This window comes from Novosphingobium barchaimii LL02 (genome assembly GCF_001046635.1).
In the GTDB taxonomy this organism is placed as follows: domain Bacteria; phylum Pseudomonadota; class Alphaproteobacteria; order Sphingomonadales; family Sphingomonadaceae; genus Novosphingobium; species Novosphingobium barchaimii.
In genome coordinates this window covers 112351-127752 of the sequence record NZ_KQ130452.1, presented here as the reverse complement: position 1 = coordinate 127752, position 15402 = coordinate 112351, and the positions used below count along the sequence as shown (strand labels likewise).

Annotated in this window: 15 protein-coding genes and 1 tRNA gene; 3 read left to right on the top strand and 13 right to left on the bottom strand. The window is 61.9% G+C overall.

Annotated features, from left to right (window positions below):
- The first annotated feature begins 14 nt into the window (after nt 1-14).
- On the top strand, nt 15-680 hold the full coding sequence (gene mtgA / locus V474_RS00645; protein WP_059149659.1) for a monofunctional biosynthetic peptidoglycan transglycosylase: 666 nt from the start codon (nt 15-17) through the stop codon (nt 678-680).
- A 554-nt stretch (nt 681-1234) separates the two neighbouring features.
- On the opposite strand, the gene V474_RS00640 is transcribed toward mtgA, so the two are convergent.
- A complete protein-coding gene (locus V474_RS00640) occupies nt 1235-3844 on the bottom strand; it encodes a TonB-dependent receptor (protein ID WP_059149658.1) in 2610 nt (869 codons plus the stop codon).
- A gap of 387 nt (nt 3845-4231) precedes the next feature.
- Here V474_RS00640 and V474_RS00635 point away from each other — a divergent pair, with 387 nt between their 5' ends.
- Nucleotides 4232-5209, top strand: coding sequence for a cation diffusion facilitator family transporter (locus tag V474_RS00635; RefSeq protein WP_059149657.1), 978 nt, complete (start codon nt 4232-4234; stop codon nt 5207-5209).
- A gap of 33 nt (nt 5210-5242) precedes the next feature.
- Here the strand turns inward: V474_RS00635 and V474_RS00630 are convergent, their stop codons facing one another.
- The 3 genes from V474_RS00630 to clpP form a co-directional block, all read right to left on the bottom strand.
- A complete protein-coding gene (locus tag V474_RS00630) occupies nt 5243-5626 on the bottom strand; it encodes a ribonuclease HI (RefSeq protein WP_082699545.1) in 384 nt (127 codons plus the stop codon).
- 83 nt (nt 5627-5709) lie between these two features.
- Nucleotides 5710-6972, bottom strand: coding sequence for an ATP-dependent Clp protease ATP-binding subunit ClpX (gene clpX, locus V474_RS00625; protein ID WP_043976320.1), 1263 nt, complete (start codon nt 6970-6972; stop codon nt 5710-5712).
- A gap of 133 nt (nt 6973-7105) precedes the next feature.
- The gene (clpP, locus tag V474_RS00620) at nt 7106-7771 is read right to left on the bottom strand and encodes an ATP-dependent Clp endopeptidase proteolytic subunit ClpP (RefSeq protein WP_059149656.1); all 666 of its coding nucleotides are present in this window, start codon (nt 7769-7771) and stop codon (nt 7106-7108) included.
- Nucleotides 7772-7939: 168 nt separating this feature from the next.
- Between clpP and V474_RS00615 the strand changes: the two genes are divergently transcribed.
- Nucleotides 7940-9418: an amidase gene (locus tag V474_RS00615; RefSeq protein ID WP_059149655.1), complete on the top strand. Its 1479-nt coding sequence runs from the start codon at nt 7940-7942 to the stop codon at nt 9416-9418.
- 8 nt (nt 9419-9426) lie between these two features.
- On the opposite strand, the gene mddA is transcribed toward V474_RS00615, so the two are convergent.
- The 9 genes from mddA to V474_RS00570 all read right to left on the bottom strand — a co-directional run bounded on the left by mddA (nt 9427) and on the right by V474_RS00570 (nt 15320).
- On the bottom strand, nt 9427-10164 hold the full coding sequence (mddA, locus tag V474_RS00610; protein WP_059149654.1) for a methanethiol S-methyltransferase: 738 nt from the start codon (nt 10162-10164) through the stop codon (nt 9427-9429).
- A 237-nt stretch (nt 10165-10401) separates the two neighbouring features.
- Complete coding sequence (tig, locus tag V474_RS00605) at nt 10402-11970, bottom strand: trigger factor (protein ID WP_059149653.1); 1569 nt, start codon at nt 11968-11970, stop codon at nt 10402-10404.
- 75 nt (nt 11971-12045) lie between these two features.
- Nucleotides 12046-12130: transfer RNA gene (locus V474_RS00600), tRNA-Leu, on the bottom strand.
- 40 nt (nt 12131-12170) lie between these two features.
- Nucleotides 12171-13055: a tyrosine-type recombinase/integrase gene (locus V474_RS00595; protein WP_059149652.1), complete on the bottom strand. Its 885-nt coding sequence runs from the start codon at nt 13053-13055 to the stop codon at nt 12171-12173.
- 14 nt (nt 13056-13069) lie between these two features.
- Entirely contained in the window at nt 13070-13276 is a 207-nt protein-coding gene (locus tag V474_RS00590; RefSeq protein ID WP_059149651.1) for a hypothetical protein, read from the bottom strand.
- A 6-nt stretch (nt 13277-13282) separates the two neighbouring features.
- Nucleotides 13283-13627: a MarR family winged helix-turn-helix transcriptional regulator gene (locus V474_RS00585; protein ID WP_059149650.1), complete on the bottom strand. Its 345-nt coding sequence runs from the start codon at nt 13625-13627 to the stop codon at nt 13283-13285.
- Between the two features lie 148 nt (nt 13628-13775).
- Nucleotides 13776-14000 (bottom strand): hypothetical protein, encoded by a 225-nt coding sequence (locus V474_RS00580; protein WP_059149649.1) that lies wholly within the window; start codon nt 13998-14000, stop codon nt 13776-13778.
- 10 nt (nt 14001-14010) lie between these two features.
- Nucleotides 14011-14262, bottom strand: coding sequence for a hypothetical protein (locus tag V474_RS00575; RefSeq protein ID WP_059149648.1), 252 nt, complete (start codon nt 14260-14262; stop codon nt 14011-14013).
- On the bottom strand, nt 14262-15320 hold the full coding sequence (locus V474_RS00570) for a 3'-5' exonuclease family protein (protein WP_059149647.1): 1059 nt from the start codon (nt 15318-15320) through the stop codon (nt 14262-14264). Before V474_RS00570 ends, V474_RS00575 begins: the two co-directional genes overlap by 1 nt.
- Nucleotides 15321-15402 lie beyond the last annotated feature (82 nt).

Genomic DNA, 15402 nt, shown 5'->3' with positions numbered 1-15402 from the left:
GTCCGTCCCTTCCCATGCGTCTCATTGCCAAGTTCATCATATGGTTCGTGGCGATCAGCGTCGGGCTGGTGGTGCTGTACCGCTTCGTGCCGCCACCGGTCACGGTGACGATGCTGGTGGATGGCAACGGCATCACCAAGGACTGGGAGCCGCTCAGCAACATTGACCGCAACATGGTCGCCGGGGTGGTCGCCGCCGAGGACGGAAAGTTCTGCACCCACAACGGCTTCGACACCGACGCGATCGAAAAGGCAATGGAGCGCAACGCCAAGGGCGGGCGGCTGCGCGGCGGATCCACAATCAGCCAGCAGACCGCCAAGAACGTGTTCCTGTGGCAGGGCGAAGGCTGGACCCGCTACGCCCGCAAGGGGCTGGAGGTATGGTTCACCTTCCTGATCGAGAACCTGTGGGACAAGCGCCGGATCATGGAGGTGTACCTCAACGTCGCCGAGACCGGCATCGGCACCTACGGGGTCGAAGCCGGGGCGCAGCGTTACTGGGGCAAGTCGGCCGCGAACCTCTCCACCGCCGAGGCCGGCCGAATGGCCGCCGCCCTGCCCAGCCCCAAGACCCGCAGCGTCACCAACCCCTCCGGCTTCACGCGCCGCTACGGCAACACCATCGCCGGACGCATCGGCATGGTAAAACGCGGCGGCTACGACGCCTGCGTCTACGAATAGACGCGCACTAGGCACACGAAAGTGCCCGCTGGCGAATGCAGGCTGACGGCGGGGAAACTCTTTAACCTAAGCGAAATCGGGGCAACGCCGGTACCGCCCATGCTCGGGGCGCCGGTAGTGCTTGCCTTCACGTTGCGAACGACCGAATACCCGCAGGTGCAGTCCGGCTCGGCCTGTATTCAAAGGATTGATCGCTTGGCCTGCCACCTCGGGCTCGCATCGGGTGCAGGCAGAGGGGACTTTCCAAGAAGCCCTTCACGTCAGCAATTTCCGCATAGATAAATGGCGTGCCCGAGCCACGATGGAGACAGCCGGTCTTATGGCGCATGGTTCACGCAGCTGCGGTTATGCCCGCACCCCGAGGGCACGACGCCGACCCGATCACACCGCCCCCATGTACTTGGGACGACGGATGGCGGACACATAGCCTATTTGGTTCAAAAATATTAAGCGTGTTGCCCGCCCGGCGCCGCTCCTGACGCGCACAAACGAAAAGGGGAGGAACCTGGCGGTCCCTCCCCTCTCCTGTAACGCAGCTACCGTATCGAGGGCTATCAGAAGCCCATGATGAAGGTGGCGCTGATGGCGCGCGGCGAACCGAAGTTCACGAATGCCGAGCTGGAGCTTGCCAAGGTGTCCAGACCACCGCTGAACGAACCGACGTAGTATTCGTCGAACAGGTTCGAGACGTTGAGCTGGATCTGGCTCTTGGCAAGGCCAAGGCTTTCCAGGTTGTAGCGAACGTTGAGGTCCACCACGGTGTAGGCCTTGAACTTGCCACCGGGAGCGATGATCTTCGGCGCGCCGGCAACAGTGACAGTCTGAACTTCACCGTTGATGTCGTTCAGGAAGCGATCGCTGGTGTACTTGGCCTGGGCACCGAACTGGAAGTCACCCACGTCAAGCTGTGCGCGGCCGCCAAACAGCCATTCAGGAGCAGCGCGTTCGCGCTTACCCGAAGTCCGCAGGTAGCTGATGGTGGTGCCATCGGTCTGCGCAACATTGTAGCACAGGCCGGCGAGCGCGATGTCGCTGGTCGCAGCGCAGCTGCCGGTGACGGCATCGTTCTGGATCTCGGACTTGATCCACGAACCGAAGACGTAAAGCGACAGCGGCTGAACCGGACGAACCGAGAAGCTGGCGTCGACGCCGTACTTCTTGACCGGACCCAGGTTGGTGTCGGTGCCGTTACCGTCGATGTCGTAGGCGGTGACGAGACGGTTCTTGTACTTCGAGTACCAGCCGGTGATCGATGCCTGAACGACAGGGGTCGAGTAACGCAGGCTGGCATCGAAGCTGTTCGAAGATTCCGGCACACGGTAAGCGGCGTCGCTGTCGGCCGGGAAGTAGAACGCATTGTAAAGGGCGTCGGTGCTGGGAACCGAAAGGTTCTTGGCATAGCTGCCCGCGATGCTGACTTCCGGCGTGATCTTGAAGACGGCGCCGACGTTTGGCAGGATCTTATCATAGTTCAGCTTGCGCGAACCCGGCAGGGCGGCGCCCGAAGCACGGCCGGTCGTGGCATTGAACGAGTACGGACGGGCAGCGATGTAAGCGGCCTGCTGGTCGGCGGGTACGCAGTCCACAAAACCGCCCGAGCTGGTGGTGAAGCAGTTCTGCGTCAGGTCGCGCTTGAAGAACGGTGCGCGAACGCCGACGAGGACGGTTAGCTGGTCGTTCAGGAAGTCACCGCGATACTCACCAGCGATCTGGTGCAGCGTAGCGTACGAGTCGCGGTCACGCTTCTGCAGGACGTTGCCGGCCGTGTCGGTCAGCGGATCGTTGACCGGGAACACGTCGAACGGCTCGCCATTGGCCTTCAGGAAGCCAGCTGCACCGGTCTGGCGGTGATGCGCGCGGTCGAACGAATACGACAGACGAACGCGGTTCGTGTCGTTCAACTCGTAGGACAGGTTGGCAATCGCGACGTAGCGGTTGGTCTTCGTCTGGCTGGGCTGCACCAAGGTCACCTGGCCGATCGCGCCGTCACCGTTCAGGTCGCGGCCAAAGTAGAAAGCACCGCCGTAGTTACCCGTACCCGAGAATGCAGGCGTGGTAGCGGTGGCAGCGCGCGTGTAAAGGCCCTCGTTAGCCGAGGTGGTGCCGCCGCCGTTTGCCTTGGTGTACTGATAGGCAGCGTCGATCGAAAGGGTCAGCTTGTCGGTCAACGTGAACAGCGAGGCAAGGCGAACGTTGCCGGTATTCGAAGGGTTGTACCGACGCTCGAACGACGTGCCGCAGCTGTTGACGACGCTGGTCTGGCTCACGGTGCAGGGAATGCCGCCGTCAACTTCGTAGAAGCGGCTGGACTTGTCGCCGTTGAAAGCGCTGGCGCGCAGAGGTGAACCACCGAAGTTATTGCGGTTTTCGTTGTAGTGGCCCGAGAGGGAGATGAAGTCACCGTTATCACCAATCGGCTGGTAGATCTTGGTGTTGAATTGCTTCTTCTGGACCTTGCCGTAATTGGCGAAGGTGGCGCCGTTGCGGGCGAACGAACCAGTGAAGTAAGCCTTGGTGCCGATCGAGGTGAACTCGCCGGTCTCGACCTTGGCGAAGTAGCGCTGGAACGAACGGTCTTCGCCGCCCGAATCCTTGGCTGCGATGTCGCCGTAGGACAGGCTGGTCATCACGCCGAACTGATCGTCCGGAACCTTGGTGTTGATGTTGACGGTGCCGCCAACCGCAGCAGCGGTCGGGGTGTCGACGTCGGTCGAACCCAAGTTGACGTTGACGGTCTCGATGATCTCGGCGTCGACCTGCTGGTTCGAATAGACCGCGTAGTTACCCGAATCGTTCAGCGGAATGCCGTCGAAGGTCTGGGCGATACGGCTGGAATCGAAACCGCGGATCGTGAACGAGCCGCCGCTGGAACCCCAGGGGTCGTTGTTGGTGAAGCTGACGCCCGGAACGAGGTTGATGATCTCGTTGACCGACTGGCCAGCGCGCTGAGAAGCGATGAATTCCTTGCCGATCTCGACCTTGGCCTTGGGAGAGTCAGGCGTACGAACACCGACGATGTCGTTGATGCGGCCACCGGTGACGATGATGGCATCGCCATCGAAGTCAGACGAACCGGTCGACTGGGCGAAGGCGGGAAGCGCTGCTGCGGCGGCGCCGAGCGCCAGCGTGCTGGTAGCGATCTTGAGGAAGGTGTGGGATTTCATTTTATGCCCCTGAGCTTGTCAGACTGAAGTGGTCACAACGTGCGACGAACTGCTTGCGCCACATGATTGCTGCGGCTGCTAAGAGCAGTGAGATATGACACCTTTCTGACATTTGGGAATCATTTGGCTACAATGTTGTGAAATTTTGTGACACTATGGTCACATCAGTAACCTTTCCCGGTTTTTTCCTAATTATATCATAATGTTACACATTATGCCGCATGGTGTCGGGTGGCATAAATATCACGCCCAATAGAAACCGATTGCTGCACCTGCGACACGCATTCGCAGGAAGAAATCAATCACTTCGCTCGCGCAATGCAATGCGGCGTGTGATGTTACGTCATAGCTTGATGCGAGTAGGCAACACATGCCAAGCGGTCATCCATGGGCGCTGGACATCATCACGGACACTCGCACGGGCACGGGCACGCGCATTCGCATGGCCATGGTCATTCCCATGGCCACGCACATCATGCGCCGCCGCCGCCGGGCAGCGTCAGCAAAGCCTTCGCCATCGCTGTTTCGCTCAACCTGGTATTCGTCGTAGCAGAGATCGCCGCAGGGCTATTCAGCGGCTCGATGGCGCTGCTGGCGGATGCCGGTCATAACCTGTCGGACGTGCTCTCGCTGGTGCTGGCATGGGTAGCCAGCATACTGGCGGCGCGCCCGCCTTCAGAGCGATTCACCTATGGGCTGAAAAGTTCGTCGATCCTGGCCGCGATAGCCAATGCGGCGCTGCTGTGGGTGGCGATCGGCGCGATCCTGGTCGAGACGATCCGCCGCATGGCCGATCCCGAGCCGGTCGCGGGCACGACGATGATGGTGGTTGCCGGGCTTGGGATCGCCGTCAATGCTCTTTCCGCACTGCTGTTCGCCAAGGGAGCGAAGTCCGACCTGAACCTGCGCGCCGCGTTCGTCCACCTGATGGCCGACGCGCTGGTATCGGTAGGCGTGGTGATCGCGGGGATCGTCATCGCCACCACGGGATGGGCGCTGGTCGATCCGATCGCCTCGCTGGTGATTACCGCCGTGATCGGATGGTCGAGTTGGGGCCTGCTGCGCGATGCACTGCACATGGGCATGCTCGGCGTGCCGGAGGGTATCGACGGCCCCAAGGTCCGCGCCTTCCTGGAAAGCCAGCCGGGGGTAACGCGCGTCCACGATCTGCACATATGGCCGATGAGCACCACTGAAACCGCGCTGACCGCCCATCTCCTGATGCCGGGGGGCCAGCCGGGCGACGCATTCCTGTGTGCGCTGGCCGACGGCCTTGCCCACGAATTCAGCATCGGTCACCCCACGATCCAGATCGAGACCGACGCCGCCAGCCCTTGTGCGCTGGAAAGCGAAGCGGTCGTCTAACCGCTCTTTCGGCTAGGGACCGGCGCCCCCATCCTATCGCGGGTGCCGGGCGGCCAGCGCGATGCCGGCGAGGTTCTGCTCGCGTTTGATCCAGCGAACCCGGTCCGGCGCCCTCTTACCGGCAAGCGCAAGGAAAGTGGCGGCATGGGCTGACCCGGCTCGGCCACTACGTAAGGCCGCATCGGCCGCGTCGATGATCTGGCGTGCATCCCCGATCAGTTCGACATCGGCAAGGCCCAATGATTGCGCCAGTTCCAGCGCACGGATCAGGGCCAGCCATTCGGCATCGGTATTGCTCCCCTGCCCCAGGTCATCGAACACATACACGGCGCCGCGCACCACCACGGCAGCCTCGATTCGTCCGGGATTCGGGCGGCAGCCGCCATCGAAGAACACTTTCAACCTGCGCCGTATCATCGTCGTTTCCGTGAGCCTTCAAACGAAAAGGCCGCCCACCTTGCGGTGAGCGGCCCTCCGATTTTCCAACCGAAAAGCTACCCTCAGGCGGCTTCTTCGGCCTTGTCGCCCTTGAGGACGCGGACGGGTTCCTTGCGGCCCTCAACCACGTCCTTGTCGACGACGACCTCGGCGATATCGCGCTCGGTCGGCAGGTCGAACATGGTGTCGAGCAGCAGCCCTTCCACGATCGATCGCAGCCCGCGTGCGCCGGTCTTGCGCTCGATAGCCTTCTTGGCGATGGCTTCGAGTGCGTCGTCGGTAAACGTGAGTTCCACGTCTTCCAGTTCGAACAGGCGGGCGTATTGCTTGATCAGCGCGTTCTTCGGCTCCTTGAGGATCTTGACCAGCGCCTCGATGTCGAGGTCGTTCAGGGTCGCGATCACCGGCAGGCGGCCGACGAACTCGGGGATCAGGCCGAACTTCAGCAGATCCTCAGGCTCGGCCTTCTGGAGCAGTTCACCCACGCGGCGCTTGTCCGGATCGGCGACATGCGCGCCGAAACCGATGGAGCGCTTCTGCAGGCGGTCGGCGATGATCTTGTCGAGGCCGGCAAAGGCACCGCCGCAGATGAACAGGATGTTGGTCGTGTCCACCTGCAGGAATTCCTGCTGCGGGTGCTTGCGGCCGCCCTGCGGCGGGACCGAAGCGGTGGTGCCTTCCATCAGCTTCAGCAGAGCCTGCTGCACGCCTTCGCCCGATACATCGCGCGTGATCGAAGGATTTTCGGCCTTGCGGCTGATCTTGTCGATCTCGTCGATGTAGACGATGCCCTGCTGCGCCTTCTCGACGTTGTAGTCGGAGGACTGGAGCAGCTTGAGGATGATGTTCTCCACATCCTCGCCCACGTAACCGGCTTCGGTCAGCGTGGTGGCGTCGGCCATAGTGAAGGGCACGTCGAACGTCTTGGCCAGCGTCTGTGCGAGCAGTGTCTTGCCCGAACCGGTCGGACCGACGAGCAGGATGTTCGACTTCGAAAGTTCGACGTCGCCCTGCTTGCCGCTGTGCTTGAGGCGCTTGTAATGGTTGTGGACAGCCACTGACAGGACGCGCTTGGCGCGTTCCTGACCGATCACGTAGTCGTTCAGCATCTCGCAGATTTCACGAGGAGAGACGATTTCGCCTTCCTTGCGACCGGCGATTCCGGCCTTCGTTTCTTCGCGAATGATGTCGTTGCAAAGCTCGACGCATTCGTCACAGATGAAGACCGTGGGGCCCGCGATCAGCTTACGCACTTCGTGCTGCGACTTACCGCAGAAGCTGCAGTAGAGGGTGCTTTTCGCGTCAGATCCGCTCAATTTCGTCATTTTCCGTCTTTAGCCTCCAATCGAGGCGACTCGTCCACTCTACCCTGCCGGGGACCGGTTTTGCAATCCTAGTGCCAATTCCTTGCCATAGACTGAAAAACGCGGTCCCATTTCAGGGCATCAGGCCATCCGTTCAGGCAGCAGACTTGTCGCCTTCGGGGCGGGTTTCGAAGACCTTGTCAACGAGGCCGAAGGCCAGCGCTTCATCGGCTTCGAGGAACGTGTCGCGGTCCATCGCCTTCTCGATCTCGTCGAGGGTCTTGCCCGTGTACTTCACGTAAAGATCGTTCAGGCGGCGGCGCATCCGCAGGATTTCGCGTGCCTGGATCTCGATGTCCGATGCCATGCCCTGGGCGCCGCCCGAAGGCTGGTGCACCATGATGCGGGCATTGGGCAGCGCGATACGCATGCCGGGTTCGCCGGCCGCGAGCAGGAAGCTGCCCATCGAGGCGGCCTGGCCGATGCACACGGTCGACACACGCGGCTTGATGTACTGCATGGTGTCGTGGATCGCCATGCCGGCCGTCACCACGCCGCCCGGCGAGTTGATGTACATCGAGATGTCCTTCGACGGATTTTCCGACTCGAGGAACAGCAGCTGCGCAACGATCAGGGAGGCCATGTGGTCTTCGACCTGGCCGGTGATGAACACGATCCGCTCACGCAGGAGGCGCGAGTAGATGTCAAAGGAGCGCTCACCGCGGCTGGTCTGCTCGACGACCATCGGCACGAGCGCGCCGGTCACGGGATCGGTGTGAAACTTTCCTTGGGCGCCCGAAGCGCCAAACAGGTCGAGCATGGGAGTCCTCATCTGGATTGGAACGCCTATGTCGCGTGGCCGGGCCAGATGTTCAAGGGGATTAACCGATCAATCGGCACCGCGCTTGGGACAACTTTGTTGCAAGGCGCCGCGCGTGCCTGCAGATTTGCGTTTGCATCCCGCATCGCAAGGCAGGTTCCCCCCTTTATGCGCCCATCCGCATCCATCATCCTTTCCGCACTGCCGCTGGTTTTCAGCGCTGCAGGCGTACAGGCGAAGGATACGCCGGAAGAGTATCTCGCCCGGATCGCGGCAATCGACGACGCAGCCCCCTCCATCCATGCGGTAATCGCCGTAGCCCCGGCAGCGGCCATCGCGGCGGCGCGGCGCAGCACCGGCCCCCTCGCCGGGCGGGCGGTGCTCGTCAAAGATAACATCGAGACACGCGACATGCCCACGACCGCCGGCAGCCTGGCGCTGAAGAACAACGCGACCGGCCGCGACGCACCGCTGGTGGCGCGGCTGCGCGGCGCGGGTGCGGTGATCCTGGGCAAGACCAACCTGTCGGAATGGGCCAATTTTCGAGGGACCAGTTCTTCCAGCGGGTGGAGTGCGGCGGGCGGCCAGACAAAAAATCCCTACGCAATCGACAGAAGTCCCTGCGGCTCGTCCTCTGGCAGCGCCGCGGCAGTCGCGGCCGGCCTTTCCTGGGCGGCGGTCGGCACCGAAACAGACGGGTCTATCACCTGCCCTGCCTCGGTGAACGGGGTGGTCGGCTTCAAGCCCACCGTAGGCCTTGTCAGCCGCGCTCTGGTGGTGCCGATCAGTGTCACACAGGACACCGCCGGGCCTATGGCGACGAGCGTCCACGACGCCGCACTGTTGCTCACCGCGATGGCCGGAGCGGACCCGGCCGACCCCGCGACGGCCGAGGCAGGAAAACACGCGGCGAATTTCGCAGCCGGCCTTGCAAAGGCGAAGCTCACCGGTGTGCGCGTGGGCGTAATGCGTCGACAGGTCGGCTCAGTGCGCCGCGTGGCAGCGCTGTTCGACAAGGCCATGGCCGACATGAAACGCGCGGGCGCCGAAATCGTCGAGATTGACTTTGCGCCCTCGCCCCGGCTCGAACAGGCGGAATCCGCGGCGCTGCTGTTCGAATTTCGCGAAGGCATCGATGCCTATCTTGCCGCCCTGCCGGGGTCTGCGCCGATACGCGATCTCGGCGGGCTGATCGCATTCAACAAGGCGCATGAAGCCGAGGAAATGCGCTGGTTCGGCCAGGAACTGTTCGAAAAGGCGCTCGCCGCCACCGACCGGGCTACATACGAGAAAGCACGAGGCGATGCGACCCGGCTTGCCGGGGCGGAAGGGATCGACGCGCTCCTGGCGAAGCACAAGGTCGACGTGCTGGTGGCGCCGACTACCGGCCCCGCTTGGCCGATCGACCTGGTCATCGGCGATCATTTCCTCAATATCGGCGCGGGTTCGCTCGCTGCGGTGGCCGGCTATCCCCATCTCTCGGTGCCGATGGGGGCGGTGGAGGGATTGCCGGTCGGACTATCGTTCATGGCGGGCAAGTGGGCAGACGCGAGAGTCCTGCGCATAGGTGCGGGCTATGAGAGGGTGCGCAGCGCCATACTTGCCAAACCGGGCTTTCAGCCTTGGCGGGAACCGACGGGGAGGTAGGCTCGCCGTCAAGCCCGGCGGCGGCGCCTGGGTACCAACATGCCCGTGCTCGCCCGGTATTTCACGTAATCCTCGCCAAAAACCCCGATGAGGTCACGTTCCTCGAAACGGATCGCAACGAGCATGAACACAGAGAGCCCGGCGGCCAGCAGCAGGTGTCCCGCCGTCATCCGCGGCGTCGCCCAGAAGGCGAGGAAGAACCCGGAATAAAGCGGGTGGCGTACCAGCCGATAGAAAAACGGCTGACGCAGAACTACCGGCGCAGCAATTTTCCCGCGCAGGTTGTTCCAGACCTGCTTAAGGCCGAAAAGTTCGAAATGGCTGATCAGGAACGTGCTCACCAGCACGATCAGCCAACCGGTCACAAACAGCGCCCACGACAGCCAGGCCCACAACGGACTGCCTAACGACCACACCACCGCAGGGATCGGCCGCCACAACACCATCAGGACGATCAGCGCCGCACTGGCGGCCAGTACGTAGAAACTGCGCTCGATCGGCTGCGGCAATATCCGCGTCCATACCGTCTTGAAGCCCGGCCGGGCCATCACGCTGTGCTGCACCGCGAACAGGATGATAAGGGCAAGGTCGATCACCGCAGCCATGCCGGGCGCAGTGAATGGTCCGCCTGCATCGACAGTGCGCGGCAAGACCGGTAGTCCGCCAACGAATGCGATCAGCGCGAGAAACGTCATAAAGAATACGACGTAGGCGATCACACCGAACAGGAGAAAGACGATGCGCATCCCGGCACCCCACGATTACTTTATATCAATAATATAACACACGGATAATTAATTGTCATTTGCCCGTGAAATACAGTGATATTTGGACGGAACTTCCTGATAATATCGGAAAATACCGCAAGCTCTGGCACCAAGCGTCATATCCACAAAAGACCGACTCGCCGGGCGCAAACGAAAACGGCCCGGCGCATTGCTGCACCGGGCCGTTTTTTCGAGCCATCAGGCCGAAAGGAGGGATCAGTCCTCCTTGTCGGCAGCGGCCTTCTTCTTGGCCGGGGCCTTCTTGGCGGGCTTTGCTTCTTCAGCTTCGCCTTCAACAGCGTCATCGGCCTTCTTGGCGGCGGCCTTCTTGGCAGGAGCCTTCTTTGGCTTCTCCTCGGCTTCCGCTTCGACCGGAGCTTCTGCGTCGTCGGCCTTCTTGGCGGCCTTCTTGGCAGGAGCCTTCTTTGCCGGCTTCTTGCCTTCCGCCGGCGTCTCGCCGTCGGTGTCGGCTTCGATGGCGGCCTGCAGTTCTTCGCGGGTCACTTCGCGCTCGGTGACGTCAGCCTTCTCGATCAGGAAGTCGACGACCTTGTCCTCATAGAGAGGCGCGCGCAGCTGGGCTGCCATCATCGGGTCCTGCTGGACGTATTCGAAGAAACGCTGGCGATCTTCCGGGCGGTACTGCTGGGCAGCCTGGCCGACCAGCATCTGCATTTCCTGAGCCGTCACTTCGACGCCGTTGGCCTGGCCGATTTCCGACAGGAGCAGGCCCAGACGCACGCGGCGCTCGGCGATCTTGCGGTAATCGTCCTTCTCGGCTTCAATCTCTTCCAGGGCAGCGGCGGGATCTTCCTCGCTCTGCGCTTCCTGGATGAGCTGCTGCCAGATCTGCGAGAATTCGGCTTCCACCATGGTCGGCGGCACGTCAAAGTCATGGCCGGCAGCCAGCTGGTCAAGCAGCGAGCGCTTCATGGCGGTGCGGGTCAGGCCGGCAGTTTCCTGCTCAAGCTGGCCGCGCAGCAGGCCGGTGAGCTGCTCCAGGCTTTCCAGGCCCAGTTCCTTGGCGAAGTCGTCGTCGATCTTCGATTCGGCGGGCGCCTTGATCTCGTGGGCGAGGATGTCGAAGGTGACTTCCTTGCCGGCGAGGTTCTCGGCCGGGTAGTCCTCAGGGAAGGTGACGGTGATGACGCGGTCATCGCCGGCCTTCATGCCGACCAGCTGCTCCTCGAAACCGGGGATCAGGCGGCCCGAACCGATCACGATCGGCTGCTTCTCGGCCTTGCCGCCGTCGAACTCGACGCCGTCGTGCTTGCCGGTGAAGTCGCAGATGACCTGGTCGCCGTCGGCGGCCTCGCCGTCCTTGGTCTCGAAACGCTGCTGCTGGGTGGCGATACGCTCCACAGCTTCGGTCACGGCGTCGTCAGCGACCGCAACGGTCAGCTTGTCGAGCTTAAGACCGTCAAGCGCGGGCGCTTCGATCTTGGGCAGGATTTCCAGGCTGACGGTCAGCTCGGCATCCTTGCCTTCTTCGTAGCCGTCGGTCAGCTGGACGTCGGGGTTCATCGCCGGACGCAGGGCATTGTCGGCAACCAGCTTGTCCATGGCTTCGCGAATCGAGGTGTTCAGCGCTTCCTGGTGGATCGCCGGGCCATGCAGCTTCTTGACGAGGTTCACGGGAACCTTGCCGGCGCGGAAGCCGGGCATCTTCACCTGCGGCGCGATCTTCTTGACCTCACCTTCAATCTTCGCGGTGATGGCCGAGGCGGGGATGGTGACCGTGTAGGCGCGCTTCAGGCCTTCGTTGGTCGTTTCGACGATCTGCATTTCGATGCCTTCCTGTGCAATCCAAAAGGCCTTGCGGCCCGTATTACCTGGCTCCCGCCCACACAGGTGACGGATTGGTGCGGGCGAAGGGACTCGAACCCCCACATCTTTCGATACTGGTACCTAAAACCAGCGCGTCTACCAATTCCGCCACGCCCGCATGAGAGAAGCCTTGAAAACTCTACATTTTTTCTGACTGCCTAAGCCGCCAAACTGACGATTTCCCCACCGAGGGGGGACTGTGGGGGGACGTGGGGAGCCGCAGATTTCTGCGCTTTTTCACGTTCCGCCCGGTCAAGTTCCCCCACACGATCGACGACACGCTCAAGGTTTTGTGGTCTCACCTTGGCGTAACGCAGTGTGGTCTCTATCCGTTTGTGGCCCAGTAGTTCCTTGATGAGTAGTACGTCAATCCCCGCGTCAACAAGGCGTACAGCCCGCGTATGGCGGCATGTGTGGAAGACGAACTCCTCATCAGCCCCTAAGCCCATGCGATCCTTGGCCCGGTCCCACCAGGACCGAAGGTTGCGCTGTGTGGGCATCGTCTTGGTTTCGATCAGCTCCCGGAGGGTCGCCGCCGTCTCGGGAAGGAGCGGGACGTGGCGGCTCTCGTCGTTCTTCGTCTTGTAGAGGTGCAGGCTATTTCCGTTCAGCTGGTCCAGGCGGGCCGTCAGCAGCTCGTCACGGCGGCATCCGGTATCCAAGGCCACCCGAACGAGTTTGGCGACGTTCTCGGGCATCAAGCTCAACAGCCGCAGCTCCTCCTCGTAGGTGATCCACCGGAGGCGACCGCCCTTCTCCTTGATCCATGGGAACACAATCGTGTCCTTGTTGACCGGGAGGGTTCGGTACTCACGGGCCTTGCACCACGTCAGGAAGGTCCTGAGACACGAGAGGAAGCGGTTGACCGTCGCATCGGCCCTCCCGTCCTTCTTGAGTTGCTGACGGAGCCTGTCGAGGTCTGTGGTCTTCAGGTCGTCTAGGTCACGTTTGCCACCCAAGAAGTCCACGCAGGACCGCAGGCGCGACCAAGCGATGTCCCTGGTGTCCGCATCCGCCCATAGGATGCCTTCAGCAGCCTCCACGCCCTCTTGGAACGTCAGGCAGCCCTTCTTTTGGCCGAAGGCAGCGGCGCAGCGTCCTTAGCGCTCTCCCCAGCGTCCCAGGCCGCCTTGACGCGCCCCTCGTCCGCTTCAGCTTCCGCCATGCTATCGTGACGCTTGCGGTACCGCTCGGTGCCGTTCTGCAGCTCGACGCGGAACCGCCCGGTCAGCTTGCCGTCACGCTTGTCTGCGTAAATCGCCATTCTAGGTCAGTCCTTCATGGTTTCAGCCAGCTCCTGGATGAGGATGCGGCCCTTGGGGGTTAAGGTGTAGCGGTTGACCCGCAGGTTCATTGGGTCTGGCGTGCGGGAGATCAGGTTGTGGCCTGCTTCCATCTTTCGGTTACGGTCGCTCAGGTCGAGCATCTGGCGGCTTGCGGTGGAGACGTTGGTCCCCAGGATGTCCGCCAGCTCTGTGAGGGTCAGACCTTCGTTGTCTGCGACCGCCAGGAAAGCCTGGACGACCTGCGACGGGACTTGAGGGCCTATCGACGCTCTCACCTGGCGCTGGGCACGGTATAGTTTTCGGATCGCAATGCGTTCTTCGTCAGTCATAACTACCCCTCAGTTGGGCGACCCGGCAGCAGCCGGGCCTTTTACGTGCCCTCACTGCGTACAAACGTACACGTATGGCAATGGTTCCCGATTGTCAAATGTTGCCAATCGAAAAGAAACCCCTCGCGTGAGGGGTCTCTTAGGCGCCTTACCCTAACAGGTGGACTTTAATCCAGTCCTGGAAGAAAGTGGCAATGAACAGTAGGATCGCGCCAATGGTGGCGAGGATTTTGTAGCTGCTTTCGAGGCGTGCGATCCGAATATCGTGGTCTTCCAGCGTCTCGGCGGTCTTCTGATCGCGCTCGATGATGAAGTCGATCTTGGTTTCGACGCGGGTTAGCCGCTCGATGACGATCGTGTCGTCTTGGGACATGCGGTTTTCTCTAGGGTATGAATGCAATCGGACGCCTGCGGCTCATCCGATCAGCAATGGAGCGCACGACCTCGACAAACACCGCACTGACCCGCACGGGACGGTCGAAGACCTGAGCACTCTCGGCGCTGATATGGTGGACCCGGACCGGAGCTGTGAAGGTGGCCGCGACTTCAGCATTAAGCTGGCTGACCTTGGCCGGGCCTTCGATAGCCGCAGCTATCTCCGCGCTCGCCTGGTTGATGCGATACTCGCCTGCCATCAGCTGGCGACCTTAGGCTGCAGCTGGAGGGCGTTCACGGCGCTAACCGTCCAAGGTGCCCCCGTGTTGGGGTCGACATTCATGCCGCGCTCGTGGCGGAATCCCGAAGCGTTGAGGTTTTGAGGCTCGCCGTCCGACGTCGTACCGCCTGAGACAACGCCCAGGTACATGGCGCGTGCGGGGGCGTCCGTTTTGGACATGTAGCCGACCACAGAGACCTCTTCGATGGACGCCGGGATGGTGTCGAGGTCCGCCAGGCCCAGAATGTCACGATCGCCTATTACAGACCCTGAAAGGTAGTTGGAGGCGCTGGCCGGGATTTCCCCAACGACGGCACTGTGCGAGGTTCCTGTGGAGGGCTTGAGGCCCAGTACGGAGCCGTCCGAATTGACCTGCAGCGTGACGATGCGGACTGCGGCCCCAGCGCGGTCGAACGCTACTGGAAGTGCGGCGCCAGCCACGGCGCCCATGGCACCGTCGACTAGGCCGTTCTGGGTGCGGGTTCCGATGTCGAGCCCGTCGCCCTTACCCGCGCCTGCTGCGAGGCCCCAGCCCCAGCTCTCCAAGGTGTGCAGGCCGCACATCCAGCCGGGGAACTCTTTCGGGGCCTTGGATGGGAACGGCGCGGAAGGCGGGCCAACGATGCCGTCAGCCTCCTCCCGCTCTATGCGGTAGCGCTCGTTGGTGTCCCACTTGGCCTTGGCGGCCAGGTATTTCTTCCACTTCGCTGCGACCTTGACGTCGGTGTTTTTCTGATCACTGAAGACGAGGCGGGCGAGATTGAGCGTGTCGAGAGTAAAATGGGCTGGAGGCGGCTTGAGGCCGTAGATTTTCTCGATGACCTGGTAGTCGTAGCCGATGATGTTGTGCCCGACCCAGATGATTCCTGGCGTCGTATACATCTCCAGGAACTTGCCGATCTCGTTCGGCTTGAAGTCGAAGACCTCGTCGGTCTCGACGTCGATCACGACAGCGCAATGCACGCGCGTGACCGCTTCGAGGAGGCCGTTGGTCTCGATGTCGAAGACGAACGTCCTCCCCGCGTAGGGGGAACTCATTTCAGGGGTACTTACTCATGGAAAACGCGGAGAGGCCGCGAAGGTGAAGACGGCATTTACCGTTTTTTAAATGGAATCGCTT

Coding starts and splice junctions, on each gene's coding strand:
- mtgA (WP_059149659.1), top strand. CDS start 15: ATGCGTCTCATTGCCAAGTTCATCATATGGTTCGTGGCGATCAGCGTC.
- V474_RS00640 (WP_059149658.1), bottom strand. CDS start 3,844: ATGAAATCCCACACCTTCCTCAAGATCGCTACCAGCACGCTGGCGCTC.
- V474_RS00635 (WP_059149657.1), top strand. CDS start 4,232: ATGGGCGCTGGACATCATCACGGACACTCGCACGGGCACGGGCACGCG.
- V474_RS00630 (WP_082699545.1), bottom strand. CDS start 5,626: ATGATACGGCGCAGGTTGAAAGTGTTCTTCGATGGCGGCTGCCGCCCG.
- clpX (WP_043976320.1), bottom strand. CDS start 6,972: ATGACGAAATTGAGCGGATCTGACGCGAAAAGCACCCTCTACTGCAGC.
- clpP (WP_059149656.1), bottom strand. CDS start 7,771: ATGCTCGACCTGTTTGGCGCTTCGGGCGCCCAAGGAAAGTTTCACACC.
- V474_RS00615 (WP_059149655.1), top strand. CDS start 7,940: ATGCGCCCATCCGCATCCATCATCCTTTCCGCACTGCCGCTGGTTTTC.
- mddA (WP_059149654.1), bottom strand. CDS start 10,164: ATGCGCATCGTCTTTCTCCTGTTCGGTGTGATCGCCTACGTCGTATTC.
- tig (WP_059149653.1), bottom strand. CDS start 11,970: ATGCAGATCGTCGAAACGACCAACGAAGGCCTGAAGCGCGCCTACACG.
- V474_RS00590 (WP_059149651.1), bottom strand. CDS start 13,276: ATGGCGATTTACGCAGACAAGCGTGACGGCAAGCTGACCGGGCGGTTC.
- V474_RS00585 (WP_059149650.1), bottom strand. CDS start 13,627: ATGACTGACGAAGAACGCATTGCGATCCGAAAACTATACCGTGCCCAG.
- V474_RS00580 (WP_059149649.1), bottom strand. CDS start 14,000: ATGTCCCAAGACGACACGATCGTCATCGAGCGGCTAACCCGCGTCGAA.
- V474_RS00575 (WP_059149648.1), bottom strand. CDS start 14,262: ATGGCAGGCGAGTATCGCATCAACCAGGCGAGCGCGGAGATAGCTGCG.
- V474_RS00570 (WP_059149647.1), bottom strand. CDS start 15,320: ATGAGTTCCCCCTACGCGGGGAGGACGTTCGTCTTCGACATCGAGACC.